Origin of the sequence: Streptosporangium brasiliense, assembly GCF_030811595.1 — a bacterium.
In the GTDB taxonomy this organism is placed as follows: domain Bacteria; phylum Actinomycetota; class Actinomycetes; order Streptosporangiales; family Streptosporangiaceae; genus Streptosporangium; species Streptosporangium brasiliense.
Map to the genome: position 1 here is coordinate 6,435,399 of NZ_JAUSRB010000002.1, position 26,625 is coordinate 6,462,023.

Consider the following 26,625-nt stretch of genomic DNA (forward strand, 5'->3'; position numbering starts at 1 on the left):
ATGGCCGCCGGTCAGGTCGAGGTCGATGAGGGGGCGCCGGTCAGGTCCAGATGCATTCCCTCCCAGAAGGCCGGTGTGGCAGGGAGGGGGAGCGCTGGTCCGCGGGGCGATAACCCCGGCTGGTCCAGCCCTCGCTGGGAGTTGGCCCACGCCGGCAGCTGGAGAACGGCAGCATCACCACCAGCCCCACCCCATGATGACGAGAACGGTCTGGGCCGCCAGCCGCAGCCGTCGTGTCCATCGCGACTCGATCGACGACGTCTCGCTCATCGGGCTCCTTCGCCGACGTTACCGGTCGTGATCTTGGTTGTGACGGTACGCCGCCGCACGCTCGCCTGCCCGGCGCTCACCGCGTTCCAGCCCCGGGCCGAGCTCGGCCCGGTGGCGTGGCGGGAACGGAAAACGCGAGAAACCGCAGGCCAGACCTAAAGCCGTTGGATTTCCGCCGTTTGCTATGGGGACCCCTATCAGGCAGGCGTTGAACCGTCGGGCAGGCTCGGGTCCACTGTCGTCTTGGCCACCCGCTCCAGCCGCCCCCTGCCGTCGGGGCACGCCACGACCGCCCAGCCCATCGGCCAGGAATGATCGGCCTCCGGACGCCGGACAATCGCTTCGTCGAACATTGCGTTCCCAACGAAGGTCGCCTGGTCGAACCAAGCATCCTGGTAGAAGGTCGCCTGGTCGAACCAGGCCTCCTGGTGGAAGGTCGTCCCGCCGAACATGGCGTTCCCGGTGAAGGTCGCCTCGCGGAACCAGACGTTCTTGGTGAAGGTCACCCCGTAGAACCAGGCGTCCTCGGTGAAGATCACCTCGCGGAACAAGGCGTGCCCGGTGAAGGTCGCCTCGTCGAACCGGGCGTGCCCGATGAAGGTCGCCCCGTCGAACCAGGTGACCCCGATAAAGGTCGCCCTGTGGAAGTCGACGCGGGTAAGGCGGCAGGAGAGGAAATTCAGGTCGATGAGAGCGGCGCCGGCTAGGTCGACATGCATGCCGGGCCAGAATCGCGCGTCGGCGGGTTGGCTCTCGCGCTGCTCGAGGGTGCGTTCGTCGCGCAGGTGGTCGGTGAGGATGCGTTGGGCGGTGAGGCGGACCTGGCGTTCGCCTTCGGTGTCCTGGCCGGTGTCGGTGCCGGCTGGGGCGGGTGGGGGTGTGGTGCGTCCGCGGGCGGCGGTGCGTAGGGCGTGGTGGCGGCGCCGGGCGGCGCGCAGGGCCTCGGCCCGGTCGGCGGCCGGATCGGGTCTCGGGGGTGGGGTGTACGGCATGCGCAGGTAGGCGCAGATGACGTTGACGATGGTCTGGCGGTGGCCGGGGTTGTCCTGGGCCAGGCGTTCCAGCGCGTACAAGCCGGCCAGGCGGACGGCGGCCTTGCCGTGGCCGAGTTGCTCGGCGGCCTTGGTGTACAGGTCGGTGACCCGGCGCTCGGTGGCGTCGTGCTTGGTGTTGTCGGCCACCTGCTCGGCCAGCGCGGCGTTGCGCTCGGCGAGGTAGGCGGTGACGTGCGCGGCGTGCTCCTGGTGACGCTGACGGCGGAAGGCCGGCATCAGCGTGACCGCCGCGCCGACCCCGGCACCGGCCGCCAGCGCGGTCTGGATCGCACCCTGACGGGCGGTGGCCTCGGCCGCGCTCCACCCGGCCCCCAGCAGCAGCCAGGCCAGCCCACCGACCACACCGCCCACCAGCAACGTGACCGGCACGATCCACCACGCCGCCGGCCGGGGAGTACGCAACCGCGGCGGAACCACCTCCGCCGCAACGACCGGCACATCGACTCGGGAGGAAGGACGGCGCGGCAGTAACGGCATGTCCTCCATTTCAGCCGCCCGCGGCCCGCATCCGGCCGGACGCTACGTGATCGTTACCGGGCAGGTCGGACAGAGCGAAAACACTGTCAGGTATGCGCCACCGGTCGTGCGCGGGCGTCCGGTGGGCGGTGCCGAGGACGTGCTTGCAAGATGAGCGCCCCACCGTCGTTCTGTCCAACCCGCCGCACCGGGGCCACGCCGCCACCTGACCGAGATTTACTCTTCATCGCCCTGCTGCTGGGGTGTTGTCAGCGAGGCGTTTCAGGGCGGTGCAACGTGCACACGAGTTGTCAGGGCTTCCCTGACAATCTAGGTTGTCAGGGACACCCTGACAACCTGGGAGTGTGCTGTGACAACGCCTGACACCCTGGCCGGACTCGCTCGGTGTTCCTTCTGCGGCAAGCCGACCACCGAGGTCGACAAGTTGGTCGCCGGCCCCGGCGTGTACATCTGCAACGAGTGCGTGGCTCTATCCGCGTCGATCATCGACGGGAGCCCCGAAAGCACCGCAGGACCGCGCGTGCCCATGTGGGAGTCGCTGACCGACGAGGAGATGCTGAGCCATATTCCGCGCGTCGCCGCGCACATCGACCAGGCCGAGGCTGACCTGCGTTCATGGGCACAGGAACTGCGTCGGCGCGGCGTCACCTGGGCCAGGCTCGGGGAAGCTCTCGGAATCACCCGCCAGTCCGCATGGGAGCGGTTCTCCGGCGAGGAGTGACGCGATCCGGGGCAGCCCACCTGCGTCTGAGAGGTCCGACCCGCATAAGCCCAAGACCCGCATCGGATCTGCTGGGTCGCCGATGTACCGGACAGCGCACCCGAGTCGCGCGGCGGCCGTTCCGGTGGATCTCGCCGACCAGCGTTGACGTGAGGCATCCGGGCGAGGTCAGCGACATGCCCGGTCCGGCCCACCGCCCCATCGACCGGCGCACCAGTCCTGCGGCGCCCTCACATCAGAGCAGGCCAGGGGTATGTCCGTTGGATTTTCCGCGATTACTACCGGGACCCGTATACGGAACACCTTGACCTGGGCGTCCAGCCTGATCGCTCGGTGTTCCGGGGCCCTAACGGAACGCCCGCGAGTGGACACCCTGGCCAAAGGGCGGCTCAGATTTCCTTGACGAAGATGATGGCGTCGGTCTGGTCGGTGGTGGCCGGGTCGAGGGGAAGGTAGGTGTGGTCGGTCGGGACGCGGGGCGTTGGCTTCCGGTCGAGGACCGCGGCGAGGCGGACGGGATCGATGACGGCGCGGGTGTCAGGGAGGGCCGACAGTCGCCCTTCGAGGGTGTCGGGCTGGGGGACGTCGGAGCCGCGGGTGCCGAAGGTGGTGGCCGCGAAGGCGTACTGCTCACCGAGGCGGGTGCCGACGATTGCCCCGGCGCTCCACCATTCCAGCGTCCGGCCCGCCAGCGGGCCCCAGCCCTCGGGCAACAGCCAGCGGCTCCTGTCTTTCTGCAGGTGGCGGTTGTGTGCGAAGGCGAGGGTGGGGCCGCGGCGGGCTTCGCGGCCCACGATGGCGCCGAGGTTGTCGGCCATCATCGCATCGCGCAGGCACATCAGTGTGCCGACGCGGGTGGGCGCCGTGTCGGCCATGCCGGCGTGGTAGCGCAGGAGCCCCGCAGCGGTGCGGGCGTACAGGTCAGCGCGCCACCAGCCGTCAGGGGAGGTGGCGGCCGTCAGGTGAGGGGTGTGCGCGGTGAGCAGTGTGCGCAGGTCGTCGACGACCAGGCGCAGTTCCTTGGCCTCAGGGGTGCGGCCGACGGACTGGGTGGGATCCGTGGTGACGGCCGGGTTGGTCCAACGCTCGTCGGGGCCGAACAGCTCGTCGAGGGTCTCGCGGCTCCAGGCCAGGTCGAGGTGGGCGGAGAGGTAATCGTGCAGTGCGGTCAATGCCGGGCGAGGGCTGGCGGCGCCAGTCATCTCCAGGGGGCCATCGAAACCGTGGAAGTGGAGCCGCTCCTGCGGCGGACGCTGCTCGTTGTAGGCGCGCATCCAACGCACGAGCTCGCGGTTGGCGGGTGAGGCGCCGAGGCCATGGCTGAAGCCGTGCCTCATCGCGTCGTCGAGGGTCCCGGTGCCGTCGGTGACGTACGCGTCGGCAGTCAGGGCCGCCAGGCAGTCGCTCTCCATGGCGATCGAGCGGTAGCCCTCGTGTTCGACGAGGTGGCGGAAGATCTCGTTGCGCAGCTCGGGGAAGGCTTCGACGCCGTGAGTGGGCTCGCCGAGGCCGAGCAGGCGGGTGGTGCGGGGCAGCAGCGCGGTGAGGGTACCGCCGGTGAAGGGACGCGCGGCGTCCCGGATCGAGGCCGTCATTGTTTAAACTGTATCGTTGAACTTAAAGTGTAAACTTTTGCGGCATTTCTGGCTGCTGATAAGGACATACCTTCAAAGTAGTGGTTGTGCGCCCCATGGATCCGGTGCGCGAGCACAGCCTGTACGCCCATGAGATACGCAACCATGAGAAGGCGGGGATCACCGCCGACCGGGAGCTCGCTGTACGGCCACGCCACACGTTCCGCGCCATGCGGCGGCGTTGCGGACATTCCTCACATTCATCCCGGCCACAGTTACGTGACTGTGGCCGCCGTCCTGTTGGCTACCGGGACCCGTCTATCGCAGCACTACTTGGCGGCTAATCGCATGTTGTGAGCAGGTGCCAGCCTCAGAGCCTGGGGACACGATCGGGAGCGGAGGGCCCACCCGGCGGTGTTTCTCGCCCGCCACGCAGCCGGGGGTGGCGGGTCGTGAGCCCTGCCCACTATCGATGAGCGAGCAAGACAGCGTGGTGATCGGCCCCGGCCGGGCCGTCGGGATCGGCGTGCACGGTGGCGGCCTTCAGTCTGGGCACCTCGTGGATGAGCCGGTGCTCGGCCTCTACGGCCAGTGCGTGCGCCTCGACCAGGGACAGTTGGTGGTCCACCTGGATGTCCACCTCGGCGCGCAGGGCGTGGCCGATCCAGCGCAGCCGTACCGAGCCCACCCGCCGGATGCCCGGCACCGTGGCGAGGACCTGCTCGGCCTGTTCGACCAGCGCCGGGTCGACGGCGTCCATCAGCCGGTGGTAGATCTCACGCGCGGCGTCACGCAGTACCAGGCAGATGGCCACGGTGATGAGCAGGCCCACGATCGGGTCGGCGATGGGAAAACCCAGCGCGGCGCCGCCGGCGCCGAGCAGCACGGCCAGCGAGGTGAAGCCGTCGGTGCGGGCGTGCAGCCCGTCGGCCACCAGGGCCGCCGAGCCGATCTCCTTGCCGACCTTGATGCGGTAGCGGGCCACGAGTTCGTTGCCCAGGAAACCGACGAACCCGGCGCCGGCCACCCAGGCGAGCGCCTCCACGTTCTGCGGATCGATCAGCCGCTTGACCGCCTCGTACCCGGCCAGAGCTGCCGAGGCCGCGATCAGCACGACGATGACGATGCCCGCCAGGTCCTCCGCCCGGCCGTAGCCGTAGGTGAAGCGGCGGGTGGCCATCCGCCTGCCGACCGAGAACGCTATCGCGAGCGGTACGGCGGTCAGCGCGTCGGCGAAGTTGTGCAAGGTGTCGCCCAGCAGGGCCACCGACCCGGAGCGGGCGACGACGACCGCTTGGACCACACCGGTGACCATGAGCGCGGCAAAGGAGATGGCCAGGACGCGCATGCCACGGCTGCTGGACTCCAGCGCCGCATCGGTCTTGTCCGCACTGTCGTGGCTGTGCGGGGTGAAGGCGTGCCCGGCGCGGGCGAGCAGCGCACGGATCCTGCCGCCGCCACCAGTCTCCCCGTGCCCATGGCCGTGCCCGTGGCCGTGGCCATGCTCGTGCTCATGCTCGTGGCCATGGGTACCGCCCGACGCGTGGTCAGGATGGTGCGGCTCATGTGGGGTGCTCCGGTCGCTCATGACGGCTCCAACTTGTGCGGATGGGGGATGCGTCGGGCGGGTCGGTTGGACGACGGACCACGCATCCTCCATTATGTGCATATGAGCGCACGCATGCACCTCTCAGGTGCGCATGACTCGCAGGAGCGCAACCAGGGCGAACGCCTGGCGGTGGCCGCCGACATCCTGTCCCTTCTGGCCGACCGCACCCGCCTGGCCCTGCTGCAGCGGTTGTCCGAAGGCGAGACGGACGTGACGACGCTCACCGCGGCCTGCGACCTCGCCCGCCCGGCGGTCAGCCAGCACCTGGCCCGCCTGCGCCTGGCCGACCTGGTCACCACCCGCAAGGAAGGGCGTCGCGTGATCTACGCCCTGCGCCACGGGCACCTGCGGCGCCTGATCGACGAAGCGCTCAATGCCGCCGACCATCAGCTCGGCCATCTCCCGCCGCACGATTGAACTCGCCGCGACCGGCTGCGCACGCCTTTCCCGGGTCCGGCCGAGATGCGGCCGGAGGCGGCCATGAGCCGATCATGTTCGTGATCTCGGAAGCGGCTGGGGCCTGTCTGAGGTTCTGGGATGCGAAATCTCGGAAGTCCAGCCTGGAGCCGACTTCCGGGATCGGCTGATCCCGGAAGTCGGAGCGTGGTGCTCGGCCGTACGTGCGAGATGCCGTCTGCCCAGGTCGGCGTCTTCGAGATCTACCCATGGCCGGTATTACCCGTATCTCGGCTGGACCCGACCCGCGGGTCGACGGGTGTGGTGGCGTTGTGGTCCAGGTGGACCGGCCCGCCCGTGAGCCCGCCGGACAGGCCGGGATGCGGCACGGGCGCGTCGCTCATGCCTGTTGCCCGGCGTCGACGGGCATCTGGGCCAGGCGCCATTCGAGCATGCCGTCGCTGAGGCGGATCGCGCGCCGACCGTGGTCGGTCAGCAGGCGGACCGCGTCGTAGGCCAGGACGCAGTACTCGCCGCGGCAGTACACCACGATCTCGCAGTCCTCGGGCAACTCGTTGATCCGGTCGGCCAGTTCGGTGACGGGGATGGACACCGCGCCGGGAATGTGGCCGGCCAGGTACTCCTCCACCGGCCGCACGTCCAGCACCACCACGTCCCCGGCCGCCAATCGCTCGCGCAACTGCTCGCGGGTGACCTCTGTCGCGCTGTCCTGGCCCAGGTAGGCCTGACGCGCCGGAGGGACGGCGGCCTGGTGGTGCTCGGCGACCTTGCGCAGCAGCGCGAACAGGCGGGCGACGTCGTCACCGGCCAGCCGGTAGTAGATGCGCACGCCGTCGCGGCGGGTGGCGACGAACCCGGCCTGCTTGAGCGTCTGCAGATGGGCCGAGGCGGTGGTCAGGTTCAGGCCCGCCGCCCTGGCCAGGGCCTCGACGGTGCGTTCTCCCTGGGCGAGCAGGTCGAGCAGTTCCAGGCGTTTTCCGCTGGCCAGAGCCTTGCCGCTGGCCGCGAACGCCTCATACAACCGCGCCTTGGCCTGTGGTTGGGCGGTCTCCGTCATGACATCCTCCATAAATCCATGGATTATTGTAAATGATGGTGGATGTGATGACACATTCCCTCGCCCTCACATCACACCTCCCTATTTGGATCTTGGAGGACCGTCATGGGCTTCGCCGAGGACCATCTGATACCGCTGGTCGACGAAGGGCTGGGCAACAGCGCCTACCTCCTCGACCTGGGCGATGGCCGCGCCCTGGCCGTGGACGCCGGCCGTGACCTGCGCGCCCTGCGAGCCGCCGCCCGGCGGCGCCGCCTGACCGTCGCGTACGCGGCCGACACGCACCTGCACGCCGACTTCCTGTCCGGCGCCGTGCAACTCGCCCACGATGCAGGCGCGACCGTGCTGGCCTCCGCCGCCGGGCGACGCGCCTTCCCCCACCGGGGCCTGGCCGACGGCGATGAGGTGGATCTGGGCGGGCTGCACCTGCGCGCGCTGGCCACGCCCGGGCACACCGACGAGCACCTGTCGTTCCTGCTGCTGGACGGCGGCAGGGGAGTGGGCGTGTTCACCGGTGGGTCGCTGATCGTGGATTCGGCCGCCCGCACCGACCTGCTTGGCGCCGAGCGTACCGAGGAACTGGCCCGCGCCCAGTACCACTCGCTGCGGCGGCTGGCCGTGCTGCCGGAGGAGACCGCGGTGTGGCCCACCCATGGCGCGGGCTCGTTCTGCTCGGCCCCGCCCGGCGCCGAACGCACCACCACCATCGCCGCCCAGAAGCGCACCAACCCCTTGCTGGCCGCGCCGGACGAGGAGGCCTTCGTGCGGCGGCTGGTGGCGAGCCTGGGCTCCTACCCCGCCTACTTCGCCCGGCTGAGCGAGCGCAACCGGCGCGGTCCCACCGTCCTTGCCGGCACGCCGCCGCTGCCCGCGCTGGAGGCTGGGCAGGTCAAGGCGCTGCTCGCCGACGGCGGCCAGGTGGTGGACGTGCGGCCCGCGGCCGCGTTCGCCGCCGGTCACATCCCCGGCGCGATCTCCATCCCGCTGCGCGAGCAGTTCGCCACCTGGCTGGGCTGGCTGCTGCCCGACACCACGCCTCTGGCCTTCGTGGTCGGTGACGGCCAGGATGCGGAGGAGGTCGTCTGGCAGGCGTACAAGATCGGTTACGAGCGGCTGGCCGGTCACTTGGCCGGCGGCATGCCCGCCTGGCGGACGGCGGGCGGCTCGGCGGCCACCACGGCGTTCGTCACCGCCGACCAGGCTTCGGACGGTCCCTACCTCGACGTGCGGCAGGAGGCCGAGTACGCCGCCGGGCACGTGCCCGGCGCCCTGCACCTCGAACTCGGCGATCTGGCCGAGCCCGCCGGCCATGCCGCCGATGCCCCGGCCGGCGTGGTGGTGGCCTGCGGGCACGGCGAGCGGGCCATGACGGCCGCGAGCCTGTTGGAACGGGCCGGGCACACCGGCGTGAGCGTCCTTGCCGGCGGCCCGGCCGAGTACGCCGCCGCCCACGGCATGCGGCTCGAGGCCGCCGCCGACGGCGGTGACCGGTGAGCACCGCCACCATGCCCCCGGTGCGGCTCGGCCTGGCCGAGAACTGGCTGCAGTTCACCCTGCTGGTCGTCGTCAACGTCTGCGTCGGTGGCCTGGTCGGACTGGAGCGCACCACCGTTCCGCTGCTCGGCACCGAGGTGTTCGGCCTGACCAGCGACCTGGCGGTGTTCTCCTTCATCATCGCCTTCGGCCTGACCAAAGCGCTGACCAATCTCGCCGCGGGCGCGCTGACCGCGCGTTTCACCCGCAAGCGGCTCCTGGTCGCCGGGTGGCTGATCGGCACGCCGGTGCCGTTCATGCTGGCGTGGGGGCCCTCGTGGTGGTGGATCGTCGCGGCGAACCTGCTGCTGGGCCTCAACCAGGGCCTGGCCTGGTCGATGACCGTCAACATGAAGATCGACCTGGTCGGCCCGGCCCGCCGCGGGCTGGCGACCGGGCTCAATGAGGCCGCCGGCTACACCGCGGTCGGCGTCACCGCGCTGCTGACCGGCTATCTGGCCACCGTCTACGGGCTGCGCCCGACTCCTGAGCTCATCGGCGTGGTCTTCGTCGCCGCCGGCCTGGCGCTGTCGTTGGTCGTGCGCGACACCGCCGCCCACGTCGCCCTCGAACTCGCCCAGCACCCCACGCCGCTGCCCGACGGCGAGAACATCGGCCTGGCTCACACCTTCGCCCGCACCTCCTGGCGGGAGCGTTCGCTGCGCGGTGCCAGCCAGGCCGGGCTGGTCAACAACCTCAACGACGGCCTGACCTGGGGGGTGTTCCCGCTGCTGTTCACCGACCACGGCCTCGGTCTGGCCGCCGTCGGCCTGATCAAGGGTCTGTATCCGATCCTGTGGGGCATCGGGCAGATCCCCACCGGCCATCTGGCCGACCGCATCGGCCGCAAACCCCTCATCGTGTACGGCATGCTGGTGCAGGCCGCCGGGTTCGTCCTGGCCCTGGCGCTGCTGGAGCGCCCCCTGCTGGCCGGGATCGCCTCCGCCGCCGCGCTCGGCCTGGGCACCGCCATGGTCTACCCGGCGCTGATCGCCTCGGTCTCCGACCACGCCCACCCCGCCTGGCGCGCAGGCGCGCTGGGCGCCTACCGGTTCTGGCGCGACATCGGCTATGCCGCCGGCGCCCTGATCGCCGGCATCTTGGCCGACGCCTTCGGCCTGGAGGCCACCGTCATCGCCGCCGCCCTGCTCACCGCCGCCTCCGGCCTGCTCGCCGCCCGCTGGATCACCGACCAGCCCCGCCACTGACATGGCCTCGGTTCTGGTGGCGGACGGGCAGCTTGAGCGTTGGCTGACGGCCAAGGGTTGGGCGGTACCTGACCAGCGTGGCCGGTGGTAGGTCTGGACGAGCAAGTCCGGACTCCTTCGGGCTGCCCCGAAACCGTGCCGAGCCGCGAAGCAGGAAGTAGGCGGTCTGTGTGCCGATGCCGCTCACTGGGACGTCCGATCACCGCCAGCGCGGTTCTTCACCTGTCTGTGAGGCTGGGGCCATGAGTATGGCGAACGTGACCGAGAAGCAGACTGACGGCGCGCCTGCCGGGGAGCGATCACAGGACGCCTGGGCGGTGATGGAGAAGTTCTACCGGGCTGAGGCCGCGTACATCGCCGCGGGCGGGTTCGGCAAGGCCAGCTATGACGAGGTCGCCGCATACCTGGACCCTGAGGTCGTCCTGTATCAGGCTCCCGGCTTGCCGTTCACGGGAACGGGGACCTGGCGAGGACGAGACGGGCTGGAGCGGTTCCTGGCCGCTTTCAGCCGGACCTGGACATCCATGGAGTTCCTGGAGCAGGAGCACTGGGGCGACGGGGACACGGTGGTGGTACGGAACCGGGTACGGTTCCGTGCTCGGGCAACTGGTCAGGAGATCGATACGCTGATCATGCAACTGATCCGGGTACGGAACGGGCGCATGCACGAATGCCGGCCGTTTTACTGGGATCCCGCCGCCATCGCCGCCGCGACCTTGCACACATAGAGCCCTGGACCGGAGGAGGGGGCAGCACCCCGGCCTGCTGATCACGGCCGACAAGGGCCACATCTCCGCTGGACTCGACGCCTGCCTGGCCGAGCGCGGCGTGCGCCTGCTGCGACCCTCCTACCGCAACCGCGCCACCGGCCGGCCCGTCACCCGGTCACCGATCGCCTACGACCACTGACCGGACTTCGGACTTGCTCCGAGGGCGATCGTGATCGTGGGGATCAGGGTCAGCGCAGCGATGGCGGTGCCGACCACGACGGGGCCGGTGGCCTCCAGGGAGGAGCCGAGGGCGCGCCCGGCGATCCAGGTGCCGACCGCGGTGCCGAGATTGAACGCCGAGACGCTCAGGGCGGACGCCAGGGTGGGCGCCTGACCGGCGGAGCGGACCGACAGGGAGATCAGCACCGGGTTGGCGCCGAGCCCGAAGAACCCCAGCAGCGCGACCAGAACGACTGTGGCCCAGGCGTGGCCCGACAGCAGGCACAGCGCCAGCAGCAGGACCGTGGCGCCTGCGGCCGCCGCGATCGTCGTGGTGTGCGGGCGGGCGTCCCCGAGCCGGCCGCCGACCAGCGAGCCCGCCAGGGCTCCGATGCCGAAGCCGACGAGCACCAGCGGCACGAGCCCGGCCGCGATACCGGCCTGGCCGGTCAGCAGCGGCGCGATGTAGGAGTAGGCCGACAGCACCCCGCCGGTCGTGGTCGCGCAGGCCGCCAGCACCAGCCACAGGCGCCCCGAGCGCAGAGCCGCCACCTCCGCCCGCACCGACACCGCCCGATGCTCGCCGCCGTCGTGCGGGACGGTGCGGGCGATCAGCCCGGCAGCCGCCATCGCCAGGACCGCGAGCACCCAGAACGGGCCCCGCCAGCCCACCAGTTGCCCGGCGAACGCGCCGAGCGGCACCCCGACGACGTTGGCGAGCATGCCTCCGGCACCCACCAGGCCCAGGGCGCGGGAGCTTGCGGCAGGACCCGCGACGCGGCTGGCGGCCACATTGGCCACCGCCCAGAACGCCCCGGTCGCCAGCGCCGTCACGGACCGTGCCGCCAGCAGCGGTGCGAAGCCGGAGCCGACCGCGACGACCAGGTGCCCGGCCGCGAACACGCCCAAGGCCAGTATCAGCGTCAACCGCCTGGGCATCCGCAAGGTCAGCATCGCCATCAGGGGCGCACCGATGATCATCCCGACCGCGAACACCGTGATCAACAGTCCCGCTTGGGGCACGCTCACCCGCAGGTCACCGGCGATCTCCGGCAGCAGGCCCGCGACCACGAACTCGGTCGTGAGCATCAAGAAGGTGCCCAACGCCAGCACATGGACCACCAGCGGGAGCCGCGCGGGCGTCTGCCCGCGCTCGCCGAGCGCGTCGGCATCACCCGCGCTGAGGGTCCGCTCGACGACTTCTCCGCGCGTACTCATATTCATCTCCGTATCGGGATCGCGTTCAAGGTGCTGATCCCAGGAAAACCGTTCTGCCGCGCGTGAGGCAGAGCGCGTTCACAGGGGGGACAAGCTCAACCCCCTTACCGCTGCCACCTGCGGAGACCCTGCGGCTACCGTGGAGGGCATGGACCGCCGACCCGACAACCGCGACCAGATCCGGGGCTTCCTCGCCACCCGGCGCGCGAAGCTCGCACCGGAGCAGGTCGGGCTGCCCACCAGCGGTCGGCGCCGGGTCCCCGGGCTGCGCCGCGAGGAGGTCGCGGTGCTGGCCGGAGTGAGCACCGAGTGGTACACCCGGCTGGAAAAGGGCCACATCAGCGGCGTGTCCGAGGAGGTGCTCGAGGCTGTCGCTCAGGCACTGCAACTGGACCAGGACGAACGCACCTACCTGTTCGACCTGGCCCGCGCCGCCCGGCCCACCCGCCGCGCCCCCTCCCGGCGCAAGGACGTCCAGGTCCCGCCCCGTGTCCAGTGGCTGTTGGACTCCATGACGATGTCTTCGGCGTTCGTGCGCAACGGTCGCCAGGACATCGTCGCCGGCAACGCGCTGGCCCGCGCCCTGCACGCACCGGTCTTCGACAGCCCCACCACCGCGCAGCACGGCCGTGCCAACATCGCCCGCTACATCTTCCTCGACCCGGGCTCCAAGCAGTTCTTCGTCGACTGGGACGAGGCCGCCGTCGCCACTGCCGCACTGCTGCGCGCCGAGGCCGGACGCGAGCCCCACGACCGGGCCCTGCGCGAACTCGTCGGCGAACTGTCCACACTCAGCACCGAGTTCCGCGGCCGGTGGGCCGCCCACGACGTCCGCATCCGCCACGACGGCACCAAGCGGCTATGGCACCCAGAGGTCGGCGGCCTGGAGCTGACCTACCAGTCCCTCGACCTGCCCGTGTCCAACCGGACGGTGTACGACCTCACCATCTACACCGCCGAACCGGGCACCGCCTTCGAAGACCGCCTCACACTCCTCGCCAGCCTGGCAGCCACCCAGCCCGAGGAGACACACTCCACCGACCAGCCGCGCTGAAGCGCCGACCTTCAACCGGTGCTCTCCGGGATCACGGGCGGGCTCCGTCGAGGTCGTCACGGTTCAGCTGGATACGCGAGGAGACCAGGCGCTGAGTGCCGGCCACATGAGGGGAGGGGCATCACGACCGGCGGGGAAATGCCGGTCCACGACGCCGTTGCCTCCGTGATCACGCTCGTTCGGGGCTCATGACATGTTTCTTGCCGGCCCCCAGCCAGGCCGGCGGGCATCCGGGCATCGAGCCGCTACCGCTTGTGGCGCCGGCGCGCGACATGGACGGTGATGTCGGCGGCAAGCTCGACCGTCTCAGGCAGGACCTGCATGATCCGGCTGAACACCTGCTCCTGCTCCAAGGCCGGCAGTACGAGATAAGCCGAGACGGTCGAGAGATGGCCGATGTAGTCGCGGGCACTCAGGGTCAAGCGCCGCTCGACCACGGACTGCTGGACATCGGTGAACCACCGCGAGCGCTGGAGTTCCGTCCCCGGCCACTGCATGTCGTTCTCCGGAGGCGTCCCGTCGGGAGAGGGGACCTCGTCGCTCGCCAGGAACGGCGACCGCGCCGCGCGGACAGCTTCCTGCACAGCCGGGTCAGCCAGTTGGATCGGCCCGCCGAACGAGGCGAACACGCCACCCGGCTCAAGTAGCGCGGCCATGCGTGACCACCGATCCTGCGGGTCGGTCCAATGCAACGCCGCTGCCGCATAGACCAGCCCGTACCTCTCGCCCGGTCGCAGGTCCTCGAACGCGGCTTGCACGGTTGTGACGTCTGCCGGCACGTGCTTGCGCAGCTCGGCGAGCATGGCCCCATCGGGCTCGGTCGCGGTGACCGTGACCCCTCGTTGAGCGAACAGGCGGGTTGCTTTGCCGGTCCCGGCGCCGATTTCGAGGGCAGTCCGCACCGGCTGTGCCGCGTACGCCATCACCATGTCGAAAAGCTCCACGGGATACCCCGGCCGGAACCGTTCGTACGCTTCGGCCATCACTCCGAAACTCAGTGCGCGATCAGACATGCCGATCATCCTGACTCATCGACCGCGGCGGCGGACGCGGGGCTTGAGCGGCAACCGAACGGCAGTCACGTTAAGACAAAGGTCAGGGCGGGGGCCGTTGCGGTCACCGTTGATCGGCGTTTTCTTGCTCGGCGGCCGCGGCGTAGGCGGCGTCGAGGCGCTCGAACGGGCCTGGACCGTCGTGCGGCTTCGGCGGGGCGCCGAGGTGACGGACGCGAAGCTCGTCCATGAGCTCCTCGACGAACGCCGGACCCTCATCACGCATGAGCTGCTGCCGGCTCCGGAGCTCCTCGCTGCCCGGGCGCCAGTCGAGGCCCCAGTTGCCGAGGGCGTAGATGATCGGAAGAGTCTGGATGCCGGCTTCAGTGAGGCTGTAGCGAGCGCGCTGCCCCCGCGCGGCGGTGCCGCGGGTGAGGATCCCGGCCTCGACGAGCCGCACGAGGCGGTCGGCGAGGATGTTCGAGGCGATGCCCTCGATCGACCCGGTGAGCAGCGCCCGAAAGTGGCGGCGGTCGCCGAAGATGACGTCGCGCAGCACGAGCAACGACCAGCGATCTCCGAGCACCTCGACGGCGGCGTTGATCGGACACCCGGACCGTGGTTCCACGATTCCTCCTTGACAGGTATTTTGCTCTCAATATAGTGGTTGCAGAATGCAATCACTTTTGGAAGAGGAGTTGATGGGCCGCTTCGTCTACTCGATGCAGGTATCCCTCGACCTGCGCATCGAGCAAGTCCCGGGGGACAACGGTGCCGGCGAGTGGCTGCGCATCGGCAAGGAACTGCACCGCGAGGCCAACGCGCAGACGCAGGCGCTCGCCCTCATGGTCCACGGCCGGGTCTACTACGAGGCCATGGAGGAATACTGGCCACGGGCGCGCGAGGACGCGTCGCTGCCGGATGTCATGCGTGAGTACGGCGAGATCTGGACCGCCAAGCCCAAGGTGCTCATCTCCCGCACGCGCCGCAGCGCCGATCACAACACCCGGATCATCGGTGGAGACGACGCGATCGAGCAGCTCGCCGCCCTGCGGGCCGAGACCGACGGCAGCACCAGTGTGGGCGGCGCGGCGCTCGCGACGCAGCTGCTCCGGGCGGGGCTTCTTGACGAGTTGCTGCTCTTCACCCATCCCGCGATCCTCGGCTTCGGCAGGCCGCTGTTCGACGACTACGACCTGCCGATCGATCTCGACCTGCTGGAGCAGCGATCGTTCGAGCAGGGCGTCACGATGCATCGCTACGCCATCCGGGACGCAAAGGAGGCGAGCTCGTGCTGAGGCAGGTCGCGGAGGGTGTGTGGGTCCACGAGAGCGAGTTCGTGCAGAGCAACGCCGTTGCGGTGCTGGGCCGGGCCGGTGTGCTGCTCATCGACCCCGGGGTGACCGGCTCCGAGATCGGCTGCCTCGCGAACGACCTTCGCGAGTTGGGTCAGCCCGTTGTGGCAGGGTTTTCCACGCATCCGGACTGGGATCACCTGCTCTGGCACGCCCGGCTCGGTGAGGTGCCCCGTTACGGTACGGCGCGCTGCGCGGCCACTGTCCGAGATCAGCTGTCGGACGCAGGTGCGAAGGCCCGCATCGCCGCCCACCTGCTGGAGACGGAAATCGCCGGGCAGGTACCGCTGGACCTGCTCGGCCTCATCACCGGCCTGCCCGCCGAAACCGCGCAGATTCCTTGGGACGGCCCCGGGGTCCGGATCATCGAGCATCAAGCGCATGCCCCGGGCCATGCGGCGCTGTTGATCGAGGAACGCGGGGTTCTCGTCGCCGGCGACATGCTTTCTGATGTCTTGATCCCGATGCTCGACCTGGACGGCACCGCTGACCCGATCGAGGACCACCTCGCCGCCCTGCGGCTGCTGGAGGGCGTGGCGGGCGGCGTTGATGTCGTCGTCCCGGGCCACGGTTCCGTCGGCGGATCCGACCAGATACAGGCACGGATCGAACAGGATCGGGCGTACGTACTCGCGTTGCGGAACGGCCAAGTCCCCGCCGACTCACGGGTCGGCCCATCGGCCAAGCCTGGCTGGGAGTGGGTGAGCGACGTGCACGAAGGGCAACTCCAACGCCTCGCCCAGAGAAGCGAGCACGACGGGGCGCCCCGCTAGCGATCGGTGTGCGACACAGCCGGTGCGCGCGGGTCGCCGGCCGGGATCCGGGGCAGCGGCACGACGTTCTCCAGGGTGGTCGGGCTGGTCAGCGGGGGTTGCCCCCTCTGTGGCGGCGAGCTGGGCGTCCGCGGGGGGCCTGTGGACGACGCCGACGGAGACCTTGACGCCGGCGGCGATGGTGCGGATGGATTCCCCGCGCTTGCGGCGGGCCAGGATCGCGGCGCGTTCGTCGTCGCCGACCACGGGTCGGCGGCCACCGACCCGGCCGCGGCGGCGGGCCGCCTCCAGGCCGTCCTCGGTCTTGCGGACGATATGGCGGGTGCCGGAGATGGCCTCGTGGTACGCGACGGCTTCGGGGCTCGTGATGGTGCTGACCGAGGTGATCGAGTTCGGCGCCAACCCTGAGGGCGGACGCGTCCGGGCGGGACGGGTCTCGCTCAGCTCACACCCCGCTGGTGACCGCTACCTTGCCAGATAACGAAGGCTGTTCCGCAACGGGGCATGGGCGCCGCTCGCTCGCTGCGCCGTTCACACCTCATTGGACCAGCAGGGTTGGGTCGGCTCATCCACCCGGCGGTGGAGCCCGTCGAACATGACGGCCAGAAGCTGATCACGATGTGCGGGGGTCCGCTCCGCCGCCCAGGCGACTGAAGCGATCAGAGAAAAAAGGGCGGAAGCGTCAATATCGGGTCGGATCGTCCCTGTGTGCTGGGCTCTGGCCAGTAGTTGCGCCCCGGCGGCCTTGACGGCTTGGCAGGTGGCGTGGAGTTCGGATGTGGGGTCGGCGAGGCTGTCGACGAGGGCGTCGACCAGGCCGCGATAGGCCATGGCGTGCTCGACCGCGGCCGTCATCCAGGTGGCCAGGGCCTGGCGCGGGGAGGGGGAGGCGAGCAGCTCGTCTGAGCGGGCTTGCAGGCCGCGCAGGCTTTCGCCCAGCAATGCCTCCAGTAGTGCCTGGCGGGTCGGGAAGTGCCGGTAGAGGGTCACGTTGCCGACGCCGGCGGTGCGCGCGATGTCGTTCAAGGAGGCGCCAACGCCGTGCTCGGCGAAAGCCGTCCGGGCGGTCGTCAAGAGCCGCTCGTAATTGCGTCGCGCATCTTTGCGCCCTACGGGCCGGGCCTGCGTTGATCGATCCACCACGGAAACCCTCCACACATTTGCCAAAACGAGGAAGCTCCTCATATCTTAGCTCACCGAAAGCGAGGAGGTTCCTCGTTTATTTGGGTACCATTCTGAGGAGTGCCATGACCGAGCACAGCACGCACGTGGCGAGAGCGGGATCCGGGCCCGCCGGTGCCGCCCGACAGCAGCGCCACCCCGGCTTGGTGCTCGCCATCGTGCTGATCTGTCAGACGATGTTCATCCTGGACACCAACGTGGTGAACATCGCCCTCCCCGACATCCAGCACGACCTCGGCTTCTCTGCGGCCGGCCTGTCCTGGGTGCTCAATGCCTACATGCTGGCCTTCGGAGGTCTGCTGCTGCTCGGCGGTCGCGTGGGCGACATCGTCGGCCAACGGCGGGCGCTCATCGGCGGGGTGGTCATCTTCACCGTCGCCTCACTGGCCGGAGGGCTGGCCACATCGGCTGGGATGCTGCTGGCGGCCCGTGCCGGTCAGGGGATCGGCGCCGCCATTGCCGCGCCGACCGTGCTCGCCCTCATCACCGTAGGCTTTCCGGACCCTGCGCGCAGGGCGCGGGCACTGGGGGCATACGCGGCAGTCTCCGGTTCCGGCGCCGCGATCGGCCTCATCGCCGGCGGCATGCTCACCGACTGGATCTCCTGGCGGTGGGTGCTGTTCATCAACGTGCCGATCGGCATCGTCCTGCTGATCCTGGCCCCGCTGTTCATCACCGAGACCGACCGCCACCCGGGCCGCTTCGATCTGGCCGGTTCGCTGACCTCGACGCTTGGCATGACCGCGCTCGTCTACGGCTTCATCCGCGCCGCTGAGCAGGGCTTTGGCGACGTGGTCACGCTCGGCGCGCTCGGCGTGGCCGCCGTCCTGCTGGTCCTGTTCGTGGCCGTCGAGTCCCGTGCCCGGCAGCCGATCGTCCCGCTGCGGCTGTTCGCTGACCGCAACCGCGCCGGTGGCTACGTCGTGCTGCTGTTCGTTCTGGCCGCGGGCAACGGCATGTTCTTCTTTCTCACCCAGTTCCTGCAGCAGGTCCGCGGGTACAGCCCGCTGCAGGCGGGATTCGCCTTCGTGCCGCTGGCCCTCGTGATCCTGGCCTCTTCCGGTGTAGCGGCCCGGCTGCTGCCGCGCCTGGGTGCCAAGACGCTGATTGCCGTCGGCGCAGGGGCGATCAGCCTGGCTCTGCTGTGGATGACGCAGCTGACGCCCCGGACCGACTACGCCACGGCGCTGCTCGGCCCCATGATGATCGCCGGTCTTGGCATGGGCACCTTGCTGGTAGGAGCCACCACCGTGTTGTCCTCCGGGATCCGGGCCGAGGATGCCGGTGCCGCCTCGGGCCTGCTCAATGTCATGCAGCAGATCGGTGGTGCGCTGGGGCTGGCCATCCTCGTCACGGTGTTCGGCGCAGCCACGCGCGCTTCGCGTGGACCGGCCCACCAGGTCCTCACCGAGGGAGTCACCGCGGCCTTCACCGTCGCAGCCGTATTCACCGCCGGCGCAGTCCTCCTGGCCCTGACCATGAAGAACCGGCCGGCTCCCACAGCCGAATCCGAATCCGCAGCCGCAGAGGAGCTCACCCGATGACGTAGGGAGCAATCTCATCTGCGCCGGCGATGAGATGCAGGAACGGGACCCAGCGTACGTTCTCCGTCTCGGAGGCGGGCCGGGCCGGCGCCCGCGGGCCCGGGGCCGCGGTGGGGGAGGGCCTTACCGGGGGCGCTCTTCCCCTGTGGTCCGGCCGGCCCCGGCTACGGCATCTTCTCGGCGGCGAGCCCCAGCGGCACGTACAGGTGGGGTTCGGCGGTGACGATCGGCCACCCGGTCTGCACGGCGATCAGGCAGCAGTGCGCGGCGCACACGTCGCGGCGCAGCTCGGGGTGGGGGGCCACCAGGTAGGCGGCGTTCTCGAGGTCGACCCTGTCGCTGAGCGCGTGGAGCGCGATCCCGGGGGAGGTCACCAGGTCGAAGAGTGTCTGCTGGGCCGCCGGGCGCAGGGCGATGGTCACCTGGTAGGCCGAGGCGGGGACCGCCAGGGTGGCACCGTCGCGCGTGGCGACGTTCAGCAGCGTCCGCCGGTAGACCTCGGGAGCGGCCGAGTATTGCAGCAGCGCGGAATGGTCGAAGATCTTGCCGTTCACGCGCTGGCCCGTGCCGGGTCCTCGTCGCCGTGCCAGAACTGCTCCATGCGGGAAACGAGCGAGGGGTCGTGTCTGCGGATCTCCTCGACCGCCCGGCCGGCCTCGGCGATCTGGCCGGGGGTGGCGATGCGCACGGCCGAGACGAAGGTGCCGTACAGCCTCGCCCTGAGCTCATCGGGTCCGGGGGTCCGTGACTGCGCCTGATCACTCATGCCCTTCACCATAGCGTGGCAGGTTCTTTCCCTCGCGGTTAACGCCTCTCCGACTCCAGAATTATTGATCTACATTGTAAAGGCGCTCGGCCGGTTTCAAGATCATTTACAGCGGACTAAAGACTCAATCCCCGAAAAACAGGAGCTTTCGCGGGCCTGAGGGGAGCGGGGTGGGTCCGGCCCGGCGGGTGGGTGAGGGGCCGTACGGCCGCGCCCGCCGGGCCTTCTCAGGAGAGGGTGCGGGTGCGGGGGCGCAGGGCACCGGCCGAGGCGGCCATGAAGGCGGCCAGCAGGGTGGGGATGGCCAGGGCGCCGGGCAGGCCGATGATCTCGGCGGCGCCGCCGATGATGGCGGGCCCGGCGACGAGTCCGGCGTAGCCGACGGTGGCGACCTGGGCGATGGCCTCTCCCGCGCGGGCGGGGTCGTGGTTTCCGGCGGCGGAGAAGACCTGGGGGACGATGGTGGCCAGGCCGAGGCCGAACAGGGCGAAGCCGGTGATGGCGACGGGGATCTGGCCGATGAGCAGGGCGGTGGCCAGGCCGAGGGCGGCGATGAGGCCGGAGTAGCGGACCAGGCGGACGGGGCCGAGGTGGAGGGCGAGGCGGTCTCCGGCGAAGCGGCCGACGGTCATGGCGGTGGAGAAGACGGCGAAGCCGAGGGCGGCGATGCCTTGGGGGGCGTGGAGGTCTTCGAAGAGGTAGACGGCGGTCCAGTCGACGGCTGCGCCTTCGCCGACGAGTCCGGCGAAGGCGACGACGCCCATGAGGACGATCCAGCCTGACCAGCGGGCGCGGGTGGGGGGTGTGGTGGGTCGGGTGGTGGGGTGGGGGGTGGGCAGGAGGTGGCGTCGGGCGTAGAGGGAGATGAGGGCGAGGGGGATGCCGGTGGCGGCCAGGGTGGTGCCGGCGCTGAGGTCGAGCCAGGCGAACAGTCCGCCGATGCCTGCGCCGATGAGGCCGCCGACGCTGTACATGCCGTGGAAGGAAGACATGATGGGGCGGCGGTAGGCGCGTTCGACTTCGACGCCGTGGGCGTTCATGGCGACGTCGAGGGAGGCGTTGATGAGGCCGTACAGGAACAGGGCGGTGATGAGGAGGGGGAGGGTGGGGGCGTAGCCGGGGGGGATGAGGGCGAGGGAGGTGGCGACGGCGGCGGGGGTGAGGAGGCGGGCGCTGCCGAGGCGGTCGGTGAGGCGTCCGGCGAAGCGCATGCCGATGACGAGGCCGGCGGCGATGGCCAGGAGGCCGTAGCTGAGTTGTCCGTCGCTGAGGCCGAGGTCGTGTTTGACGGCGGGGATGCGGGCGGCCCAGGCGCCGGAGGCGGTGCCGAGGAGGGTGAAGAAGTAGGACACGGCTCGGCGGGCGTTGGTGGCCTGCTGGGTGGGTGTGTCGCTCACGGGTGTCCCTGGGGGTGGTCGGCTCAGGGGGTCGTTCGGTCAGGTGGGCTTGGTCATCCTGTTTTCAGGTGGTCTTGGTTGCTGGTGAGGGTGAGGGCGGCAGCCTGGATCTTGTCCATGACGGTGGACAGGTCGTGGAGGGTGGGGGTGTCGAGGAGTTGGAGGAGGCGGCGGAAGTCGGCGAGGCCGGCGTCGGCGAGCTGTTCGGTGAGGGCGTGGCCGGCGGGGGTGAGTTCGACGCGGCGGATGCGGCGGTCGTTGGGGTCCTCGCGGCGGGTGACGAGGCCGTGGCCGATGAGGCGATCGACGATGCCGGTGACGGTGCCGAGGCCGACGCCGAGGTGGTGGGCGAGGTCCTGGCCGGAGGCGGAGTCCTGGAAGGACAGGATCATGACGACCTTGAGTTGGCGCATGGTGAGGTTGGAGTCGAACAGGGGTGAGGGGGGGCGGTGCTGGGCGAGGAGTCGTCCCAGGTCGCGTTGGATTGCGCCGATCCGGTGGATCAGCTGGTCGCGTTCGTCGTTCACACTCACCTCTCGCTTCCTGAGAAGGTTATCAGGATTGCTAGAGGTCGTTAAATATTCGTGCAATGCGAAGTGTTAGTGTGGGCAAAACTTATTGTGACGTCCCCTTTAGGAGTCCGCCCCCATGACCGCCTTGGCCAGGTTGAGCCTTGCCAACCGCAGCCTCGTCATAATGATCGCGGTCGTGTTGAGCGCGTTCGGCGCCTTCGCGATCCCGTCGCTGAAACAGCAGTTGCTGCCCTCGCTCTCCTTCCCCGGCGCGTTCGTGGTCGCCGCTTATCCGGGTGCCTCCCCTGAGATCGTGGAGGAGCAGGTCACCGAGCCGATCGAGAACAGCTTCCAGGGGGTGGAGGGTGTCACGGAGGTGACGTCCACCTCGGCTGAGGGGGTGTCGCAGGTTCAGGTGGCGTTCGAGTACGGCACCGACATCGACGCGGCGGTCGGGGAGATGCAGCAGGCGGTGTCGCGGATCGGCGCCCAGCTGCCGGACGGGGTGGATCCGCAGGTGCTGGCGGGCGGGACCGATGACATCCCGGTGCTGGTGCTGGCGGTGGAGGCCGGCGGTGACGAGCGGGCGATGGCTGATCGGCTTGAGCGGATCATGGTGCCGGAGCTGCAGGGCATCGAGGGTGTCCGTGAGGCCACGGTGACCGGTACGCGGGAGGAGACCGTGGTGGTCACTCCGGATGCCAAGAAGCTGGCGGCGCGGGGGTTGGCGCCGACGGCGGTGACCGATGCGCTGCGGGGCAACGGTCAGCCGGTCCCGGCGGGGAGTCTGGTGGAGGACAAGGCGTCGCTGACGGTTCAGGTGGGCCGGCGGATCGCCTCGGTGGAGGATCTGCGCAATCTCTATCTGGTGCCTGCGGCTCCGGTGCAGGCGCAGGTGCCGCAGCAGGCGCAGCTTCAGCAGCTTCAGCAGGGGCGTCAGGCGCCGGGTCAGGGTGCGGCGCGGGTGCCGCAGCAGGTGCGGCGTCCGGCGGCGCCGCAGCCGGTGAAGCTGGGGGAGGTGGCCGATGTCGAGCGGTCGCCTGCGCAGCGTACTTCGTTGACGCGTACCAATGGTGAGCCGAGCCTCGGGGTCTCGGTGACGATGACGCCTGACGGCAACGCGGTGGCGATCTCTCATGCGGTGCGGGAGAAGTTGCCGGAGATCGTGCGGGCGATCGGTGATTCCTCCGAGGTGACGGTGGTCTTCGACCAGGCGCCGTATGTGGAGCGTTCGATCGAGGATCTGACGACCGAGGGACTGCTGGGGCTGGCCTTCGCGGTGCTGGTCATTTTGGTCTTCTTGTTGTCGGTGCGTTCGACGCTGGTGACGGCGGTGTCGATCCCGCTGTCGGTGGTGATCGCGTTGATGGCGCTGTGGCTGGGGGATTACTCCCTCAACATGCTGACGCTGGGGGCGCTGACGATCGCGGTGGGCCGGGTGGTGGACGACTCGATCGTGGTGTTGGAGAACATCAAGCGGCATCTGGGGTACGGCGAGGCCAAGCGTGACGCCGTTGTGGCGGGTGTGCGTGAGGTGAGCGGGGCGGTGACGGCCTCGACGCTGACGACGGTGGCGGTGTTCCTGCCGATCGCGGTGGTCGGCGGCATGGTGGGGCAGCTGTTCGCGCCGTTCGCGATCACGGTGACGGTGGCGCTGCTGGCGTCGTTGCTGGTGTCGTTGACGGTGATCCCGGTGCTGGCCTACTGGTTCTTGAAGGCGCCGGTGCTCGGTGCGGAGCAGGCGCGTGTGGTGCGTGAGGAGGCCGAGGCCAAGGAGCTGCGTAGTCCGTTGCAGCGGGCTTATCTGCCGGTTCTGCGGTTCGCGACGCGGCGGCGGCTGGTCACGGTCCTGGTCGGTGTTGTGGTCTTCGTGGGGACGATGGGGCTGGCCGGGCGGTTGGAGACCAACTTCCTGGACTCCTCGGGTCAGAACACGGTCTCCATCAGTCAGCGGATGCCGGCCGGTACGGATCTGGCGACCACGGACGCGGCGGCCAAGAAGGTGGAGGAGGTGCTGTCGTCTTTCGAGGAGGTGGAGGATTACCAGGTCAACGTGGGCTCCGGTGGCGGGTTCATGGGGGCGGCCAGTGGGGGTGGCGGTGATCGGGCCTCTTATTCGGTGACGGTGGCCGAGGGGGTCGACACCGCTGTGCTGGAGGGGGAGCTGCGTGATCGGCTCAAGGGGCTGGCGGATGCCGGTGAGATCACTGTGGGCGGCGCCCAGGGGGGTCCGGGGGGTGGTTCGACCAACCAGCTTCAGGTGATCGTGCAGGCTCCGGACGATGCGACGCTGCGCAGCGCCGCCGAGGCGGTGCGCGGTGCGATGGCCGCCCTGGGCGGACTGCGGGATGTCTCCTCAAACCTGGAGGCCAGCGCTGAGCGTGTCGAGGTCCGGGTGGATCGCAGGAAGGCCGCGGCCAAGGGGCTGACCGAGACGCAGATCGGTCAGTTGGTGGCGCAGCGCTTCCGCGGTGCGCCGCTGGGCCAGGTGACCGTGGACGGGCGGGCCAGTGATCTGATCGTGCGGACCGGTGAGGCGCCGCAGGATGTGAAGGCGATCGGTGCTCTGAAGCTGCCCAGCGCGGCTGGGGAGGTCGAGCTGGCGGATGTGGCGAAGGTGGCCAAGGTCGAGGGTCCGACGCAGGTGACGCGGATCGACGGTGAGCGCAGCGCGACGGTCTCGGGTACGGCCACCGGCAGCGACCTGGGCAGTGTGACGTCGGCTCTGACGGCGAAGCTGGAGGCTCTGGCGTTGCCGGCGGGGGCGAGCTTCACCATCGGCGGTGTCAGCGCCGACCAGGCGGAGGCGTTCGGTCAGCTGGGGCTGGCGATGCTGGCGGCCATCGCGATCGTCTTCATGATCATGGTGGCGACGTTCCGGAGTTTCGTGCAGCCGTTGGTGCTGCTGGTGTCGGTGCCGTTCGCGGCGACGGGTGCGATCGGTCTGCTGCTGGCCACGGGCACTCCGATGGGTGTCCCGGCGCTGATCGGCATGTTGATGCTGATCGGCATCGTGGTGACCAACGCCATCGTGCTGATCGACCTGATCAACCAGTACCGGCAGCAGGGGCTGGGCGTGGTGGAGGCGGTGATGGAGGGCGGCCGGCGGCGTCTGCGGCCGATCCTGATGACCGCGGTGGCGACGATCTTCGCGTTGATCCCGATGGCGCTGGGTCTGACGGGGTCGGGCGGGTTCATCTCCCAGCCGCTTGCGATCGTGGTGATCGGTGGTCTGCTGTCGTCGACGCTGCTGACGCTGGTGCTGGTGCCGACGCTGTATGTGATGGTGGAGCGGACCAAGGAGCGGTTCGGCCGGCGTTCGGCGGGGGGCAGGCACGGGGCCGAGGTGAAGGTCTACGACGCCGGTGAGCTGACCGCGACGCGGTAGCGGGCTCTGCCGGGCGCCGGTGAAGGGGTGTGCCGGTCGCCGCGTGGTGGTCTTTGCGCCGCGCGGCGACCGGCTTTTCCGGTTCGGGGCGGGGTGGTGTCGGGTGGGTGGGGGTGACCCTGTGCGGGGCGTGGTGGCGGGGCGGCAATAGACTGACGCAACGTGAGTGCCAAGCCGCGTATCCCCAATGTCCTGGCCGCCCGCTACGCCTCGGCGGAGCTGGCCCGTCTGTGGTCTCCTGAGTACAAGGTGGTGGCCGAGCGCCGCCTGTGGCTGGCGGTGCTGGCCGCGCAGGCGGAGCTCGGGGTGTCGGTGCCCGCTCAGGCGGTGGCCGACTACGAGAAGGTCGTCGAGCAGGTGGATCTGGCCTCCATCGCCGAGCGGGAGCGGGTGACCCGTCATGATGTGAAGGCCCGTATCGAGGAGTTCAACGCCCTGGCCGGGCATGAGCACGTGCACAAGGGGATGACCTCGCGTGATCTGACGGAGAATGTCGAGCAGCTGCAGATCCGCGACAGCCTGCTGGTGGTGCGGGATCGGTGTGTGGCGTTGCTGGCGCGGCTGGGGGCGCTGGCGGCCGAGCATTCGGGCACGGTGATGGCGGGGCGTTCGCACAATGTGGCGGCGCAGTCGACCACGCTGGGCAAGCGTTTCGCGTCGGCGGCCGATGAGCTGCTGGTGGCTTTCGCCCGGTTGGAGGAGTTGATCGGCCGTTATCCGCTGCGGGGTGTGAAGGGCCCGGTAGGCACCGCTCAGGACATGCTGGATCTGCTGGGCGGTGACCGGGGCAGGCTGGCGGAGCTGGAGGACCGGGTGGCGGCGCATCTGGGGTTCGCGCACCGGCTGACCAGTGTGGGACAGGTCTATCCTCGTTCGCTGGACTACGAGGTGGTCACGGCGCTGGTGCAGCTGGCCGCGGCCCCTTCCTCGCTGGCCAAGACGGTCCGGTTGATGGCCGGGCACGAGCTGGTCACCGAGGGTTTCGCCGAGGGTCAGGTCGGCTCTTCGGCGATGCCGCACAAGATGAACACCCGTTCGTGTGAACGGGTCAACGGCCTGACGGTGGTCTTGCGCGGGTATGCCTCCATGACCGGTGAGCTGGCGGGTGACCAGTGGAACGAGGGGGATGTGTCCTGCTCGGTGGTGCGGCGGGTGGCGCTGCCGGATGCGTTCTTCGCCTTCGACGGGCTGGTGGAGACGATGTTGACGGTGCTTTCGGAGTTCGGGGCGTTCCCGGCGGTCATCGCCGCCGAGCTGGACCGGTATCTGCCGTTCCTGGCGACGACGAAGATGCTGATGGCCGCGGTGCGGGCGGGGGTGGGCCGGGAGAGCGCCCATGAGCTGATCAAGGAGCACGCGGTCGCTTCGGCGCTGGCGATGCGTGAGCGGGGCGCCGGTAACGAGCTGCTGGACCGGCTGGCGGCCGATGAGCGTTTCCCGCTGGACGCCGCGGGGCTGGCCGGGCTGCTGGAGCAGCGGATCGCCTTCACCGGGGCGGCGGCCGAGCAGGTGGAGTCGGTGGTGGCGCGGATCGGGGAGATCACCGCCCGTTATCCGGCGGCGGCCGCTTACACCCCTGGGGCGATCCTCTGAA

24 protein-coding genes and 1 pseudogene are annotated in these 26,625 nt (G+C 69.8%); 13 read left to right on the forward strand and 12 right to left on the reverse strand.

Annotation, left to right across the window (positions count from 1 at the left end):
• Nucleotides 1-467 precede the first annotated feature (467 nt).
• Nucleotides 468-1,727, reverse strand: coding sequence for a pentapeptide repeat-containing protein (locus J2S55_RS37895; RefSeq protein ID WP_306871124.1), 1,260 nt, complete (start codon nucleotides 1,725-1,727; stop codon nucleotides 468-470).
• Between the two features lie 424 nt (nucleotides 1,728-2,151).
• On the opposite strand from J2S55_RS37895, the gene J2S55_RS48455 reads away from it, so the two are divergent.
• A complete protein-coding gene (locus tag J2S55_RS48455; RefSeq protein WP_370879737.1) occupies nucleotides 2,152-2,523 on the forward strand; it encodes a ClpX C4-type zinc finger protein in 372 nt (123 codons plus the stop codon).
• Nucleotides 2,524-2,912: 389 nt separating this feature from the next.
• Here the strand turns inward: J2S55_RS48455 and J2S55_RS37905 are convergent, their stop codons facing one another.
• Nucleotides 2,913-4,118 carry an erythromycin esterase family protein gene (locus tag J2S55_RS37905; RefSeq protein WP_306871126.1) on the reverse strand — a complete coding sequence of 402 codons (1,206 nt, stop codon included), beginning with the start codon at nucleotides 4,116-4,118 and terminating at the stop codon, nucleotides 2,913-2,915.
• 445 nt (nucleotides 4,119-4,563) lie between these two features.
• Nucleotides 4,564-5,685 carry a cation diffusion facilitator family transporter gene (locus J2S55_RS37910; protein WP_306871129.1) on the reverse strand — a complete coding sequence of 374 codons (1,122 nt, stop codon included), beginning with the start codon at nucleotides 5,683-5,685 and terminating at the stop codon, nucleotides 4,564-4,566.
• 81 nt (nucleotides 5,686-5,766) lie between these two features.
• On the opposite strand from J2S55_RS37910, the gene J2S55_RS37915 reads away from it, so the two are divergent.
• On the forward strand, nucleotides 5,767-6,123 hold the full coding sequence (locus J2S55_RS37915; protein ID WP_306871131.1) for an ArsR/SmtB family transcription factor: 357 nt from the start codon (nucleotides 5,767-5,769) through the stop codon (nucleotides 6,121-6,123).
• A gap of 379 nt (nucleotides 6,124-6,502) precedes the next feature.
• On the opposite strand, the gene J2S55_RS37920 is transcribed toward J2S55_RS37915, so the two are convergent.
• Complete coding sequence (locus tag J2S55_RS37920; protein WP_306871134.1) at nucleotides 6,503-7,180, reverse strand: ArsR/SmtB family transcription factor; 678 nt, start codon at nucleotides 7,178-7,180, stop codon at nucleotides 6,503-6,505.
• Between the two features lie 105 nt (nucleotides 7,181-7,285).
• On the opposite strand from J2S55_RS37920, the gene J2S55_RS37925 reads away from it, so the two are divergent.
• The 4 genes and pseudogenes from J2S55_RS37925 to J2S55_RS48660 all read left to right on the forward strand — a co-directional run.
• Entirely contained in the window at nucleotides 7,286-8,674 is a 1,389-nt protein-coding gene (locus tag J2S55_RS37925; RefSeq protein WP_306871137.1) for an MBL fold metallo-hydrolase, read from the forward strand.
• On the forward strand, nucleotides 8,671-9,921 hold the full coding sequence (locus J2S55_RS37930; RefSeq protein WP_306871138.1) for an MFS transporter: 1,251 nt from the start codon (nucleotides 8,671-8,673) through the stop codon (nucleotides 9,919-9,921). The genes J2S55_RS37925 and J2S55_RS37930 overlap by 4 nt, the downstream gene beginning before the upstream one ends.
• Nucleotides 9,922-10,178: 257 nt before the next feature.
• Nucleotides 10,179-10,649, forward strand: coding sequence for a nuclear transport factor 2 family protein (locus tag J2S55_RS37935; protein WP_306871140.1), 471 nt, complete (start codon nucleotides 10,179-10,181; stop codon nucleotides 10,647-10,649).
• Between the two features lie 28 nt (nucleotides 10,650-10,677).
• Nucleotides 10,678-10,785, forward strand: a pseudogene (locus J2S55_RS48660) (IS982 family transposase); the annotation flags it as partial.
• A gap of 32 nt (nucleotides 10,786-10,817) precedes the next feature.
• Here the strand turns inward: J2S55_RS48660 and J2S55_RS37940 are convergent.
• On the reverse strand, nucleotides 10,818-12,068 hold the full coding sequence (locus J2S55_RS37940; RefSeq protein WP_306871142.1) for an MFS transporter: 1,251 nt from the start codon (nucleotides 12,066-12,068) through the stop codon (nucleotides 10,818-10,820).
• A 148-nt stretch (nucleotides 12,069-12,216) separates the two neighbouring features.
• Between J2S55_RS37940 and J2S55_RS37945 the strand changes: the two genes are divergently transcribed.
• Nucleotides 12,217-13,122: a helix-turn-helix transcriptional regulator gene (locus J2S55_RS37945; protein WP_306871144.1), complete on the forward strand. Its 906-nt coding sequence runs from the start codon at nucleotides 12,217-12,219 to the stop codon at nucleotides 13,120-13,122.
• Nucleotides 13,123-13,367: 245 nt separating this feature from the next.
• Here J2S55_RS37945 and J2S55_RS37950 read toward each other — a convergent pair whose 3' ends face one another.
• On the reverse strand, nucleotides 13,368-14,144 hold the full coding sequence (locus J2S55_RS37950; RefSeq protein ID WP_306871146.1) for a class I SAM-dependent methyltransferase: 777 nt from the start codon (nucleotides 14,142-14,144) through the stop codon (nucleotides 13,368-13,370).
• 94 nt (nucleotides 14,145-14,238) lie between these two features.
• Nucleotides 14,239-14,742 (reverse strand): winged helix-turn-helix transcriptional regulator, encoded by a 504-nt coding sequence (locus J2S55_RS37955; RefSeq protein ID WP_306871149.1) that lies wholly within the window; start codon nucleotides 14,740-14,742, stop codon nucleotides 14,239-14,241.
• 46 nt (nucleotides 14,743-14,788) lie between these two features.
• Between J2S55_RS37955 and J2S55_RS37960 the strand changes: the two genes are divergently transcribed.
• The 3 genes from J2S55_RS37960 to J2S55_RS37970 all read left to right on the forward strand — a co-directional run bounded on the left by J2S55_RS37960 (nucleotide 14,789) and on the right by J2S55_RS37970 (nucleotide 16,723).
• Nucleotides 14,789-15,412, forward strand: a complete 624-nt coding sequence (locus J2S55_RS37960) for a dihydrofolate reductase family protein (RefSeq protein ID WP_306871151.1) — start codon at nucleotides 14,789-14,791, stop codon at nucleotides 15,410-15,412.
• Complete coding sequence (locus J2S55_RS37965) at nucleotides 15,406-16,242, forward strand: MBL fold metallo-hydrolase (RefSeq protein WP_306871152.1); 837 nt, start codon at nucleotides 15,406-15,408, stop codon at nucleotides 16,240-16,242. The genes J2S55_RS37960 and J2S55_RS37965 overlap by 7 nt, the downstream gene beginning before the upstream one ends.
• A 322-nt stretch (nucleotides 16,243-16,564) precedes the next feature.
• On the forward strand, nucleotides 16,565-16,723 hold the full coding sequence (locus J2S55_RS37970; RefSeq protein ID WP_306871155.1) for a hypothetical protein: 159 nt from the start codon (nucleotides 16,565-16,567) through the stop codon (nucleotides 16,721-16,723).
• Nucleotides 16,724-16,773: 50 nt separating this feature from the next.
• On the opposite strand, the gene J2S55_RS37975 is transcribed toward J2S55_RS37970, so the two are convergent.
• Nucleotides 16,774-17,385, reverse strand: a complete 612-nt coding sequence (locus tag J2S55_RS37975) for a TetR/AcrR family transcriptional regulator (protein ID WP_306871157.1) — start codon at nucleotides 17,383-17,385, stop codon at nucleotides 16,774-16,776.
• Between the two features lie 104 nt (nucleotides 17,386-17,489).
• Here J2S55_RS37975 and J2S55_RS37980 point away from each other — a divergent pair, with 104 nt between their 5' ends.
• Entirely contained in the window at nucleotides 17,490-18,968 is a 1,479-nt protein-coding gene (locus tag J2S55_RS37980) for an MFS transporter (protein ID WP_306871159.1), read from the forward strand.
• A 164-nt stretch (nucleotides 18,969-19,132) separates the two neighbouring features.
• Here J2S55_RS37980 and J2S55_RS37985 read toward each other — a convergent pair whose 3' ends face one another.
• The 4 genes from J2S55_RS37985 to J2S55_RS38000 form a co-directional block, all read right to left on the reverse strand.
• Nucleotides 19,133-19,522 carry a hypothetical protein gene (locus J2S55_RS37985; RefSeq protein WP_306871162.1) on the reverse strand — a complete coding sequence of 130 codons (390 nt, stop codon included), beginning with the start codon at nucleotides 19,520-19,522 and terminating at the stop codon, nucleotides 19,133-19,135.
• Complete coding sequence (locus tag J2S55_RS37990) at nucleotides 19,519-19,734, reverse strand: hypothetical protein (protein WP_306871164.1); 216 nt, start codon at nucleotides 19,732-19,734, stop codon at nucleotides 19,519-19,521. Before J2S55_RS37990 ends, J2S55_RS37985 begins: the two co-directional genes overlap by 4 nt.
• A gap of 227 nt (nucleotides 19,735-19,961) precedes the next feature.
• A complete protein-coding gene (locus J2S55_RS37995; RefSeq protein ID WP_306871167.1) occupies nucleotides 19,962-21,131 on the reverse strand; it encodes an MFS transporter in 1,170 nt (389 codons plus the stop codon).
• A gap of 53 nt (nucleotides 21,132-21,184) precedes the next feature.
• On the reverse strand, nucleotides 21,185-21,664 hold the full coding sequence (locus J2S55_RS38000) for a MarR family winged helix-turn-helix transcriptional regulator (protein ID WP_306871168.1): 480 nt from the start codon (nucleotides 21,662-21,664) through the stop codon (nucleotides 21,185-21,187).
• Nucleotides 21,665-21,779: 115 nt separating this feature from the next.
• Between J2S55_RS38000 and J2S55_RS38005 the strand changes: the two genes are divergently transcribed.
• Together J2S55_RS38005 and purB are read left to right on the forward strand one after the other, a co-directional pair.
• The gene (locus J2S55_RS38005) at nucleotides 21,780-25,031 is read left to right on the forward strand and encodes an efflux RND transporter permease subunit (protein ID WP_306871170.1); all 3,252 of its coding nucleotides are present in this window, start codon (nucleotides 21,780-21,782) and stop codon (nucleotides 25,029-25,031) included.
• 162 nt (nucleotides 25,032-25,193) lie between these two features.
• Nucleotides 25,194-26,624 (forward strand): adenylosuccinate lyase, encoded by a 1,431-nt coding sequence (purB, locus tag J2S55_RS38010; RefSeq protein ID WP_306871172.1) that lies wholly within the window; start codon nucleotides 25,194-25,196, stop codon nucleotides 26,622-26,624.
• The last annotated feature ends 1 nt before the right edge of the window (nucleotide 26,625 follow it).

What these genes read in the sequence shown, in the direction of transcription:
- J2S55_RS37905 (WP_306871126.1), bottom strand. Translation starts at nt 4,118, where the DNA reads ATGACGGCCTCGATCCGGGACGCCGCGCGTCCCTTCACCGGCGGTACC.
- J2S55_RS37910 (WP_306871129.1), bottom strand. Translation starts at nt 5,685, where the DNA reads ATGAGCGACCGGAGCACCCCACATGAGCCGCACCATCCTGACCACGCG.
- J2S55_RS37915 (WP_306871131.1), top strand. Translation starts at nt 5,767, where the DNA reads ATGAGCGCACGCATGCACCTCTCAGGTGCGCATGACTCGCAGGAGCGC.
- J2S55_RS37920 (WP_306871134.1), bottom strand. Translation starts at nt 7,180, where the DNA reads ATGACGGAGACCGCCCAACCACAGGCCAAGGCGCGGTTGTATGAGGCG.
- J2S55_RS37925 (WP_306871137.1), top strand. Translation starts at nt 7,286, where the DNA reads ATGGGCTTCGCCGAGGACCATCTGATACCGCTGGTCGACGAAGGGCTG.
- J2S55_RS37940 (WP_306871142.1), bottom strand. Translation starts at nt 12,068, where the DNA reads ATGAGTACGCGCGGAGAAGTCGTCGAGCGGACCCTCAGCGCGGGTGAT.
- J2S55_RS37945 (WP_306871144.1), top strand. Translation starts at nt 12,217, where the DNA reads ATGGACCGCCGACCCGACAACCGCGACCAGATCCGGGGCTTCCTCGCC.
- J2S55_RS37950 (WP_306871146.1), bottom strand. Translation starts at nt 14,144, where the DNA reads ATGATCGGCATGTCTGATCGCGCACTGAGTTTCGGAGTGATGGCCGAA.
- J2S55_RS37960 (WP_306871151.1), top strand. Translation starts at nt 14,789, where the DNA reads ATGCAATCACTTTTGGAAGAGGAGTTGATGGGCCGCTTCGTCTACTCG.
- J2S55_RS37980 (WP_306871159.1), top strand. Translation starts at nt 17,490, where the DNA reads ATGACCGAGCACAGCACGCACGTGGCGAGAGCGGGATCCGGGCCCGCC.
- J2S55_RS37990 (WP_306871164.1), bottom strand. Translation starts at nt 19,734, where the DNA reads ATGAGTGATCAGGCGCAGTCACGGACCCCCGGACCCGATGAGCTCAGG.
- J2S55_RS38005 (WP_306871170.1), top strand. Translation starts at nt 21,780, where the DNA reads ATGACCGCCTTGGCCAGGTTGAGCCTTGCCAACCGCAGCCTCGTCATA.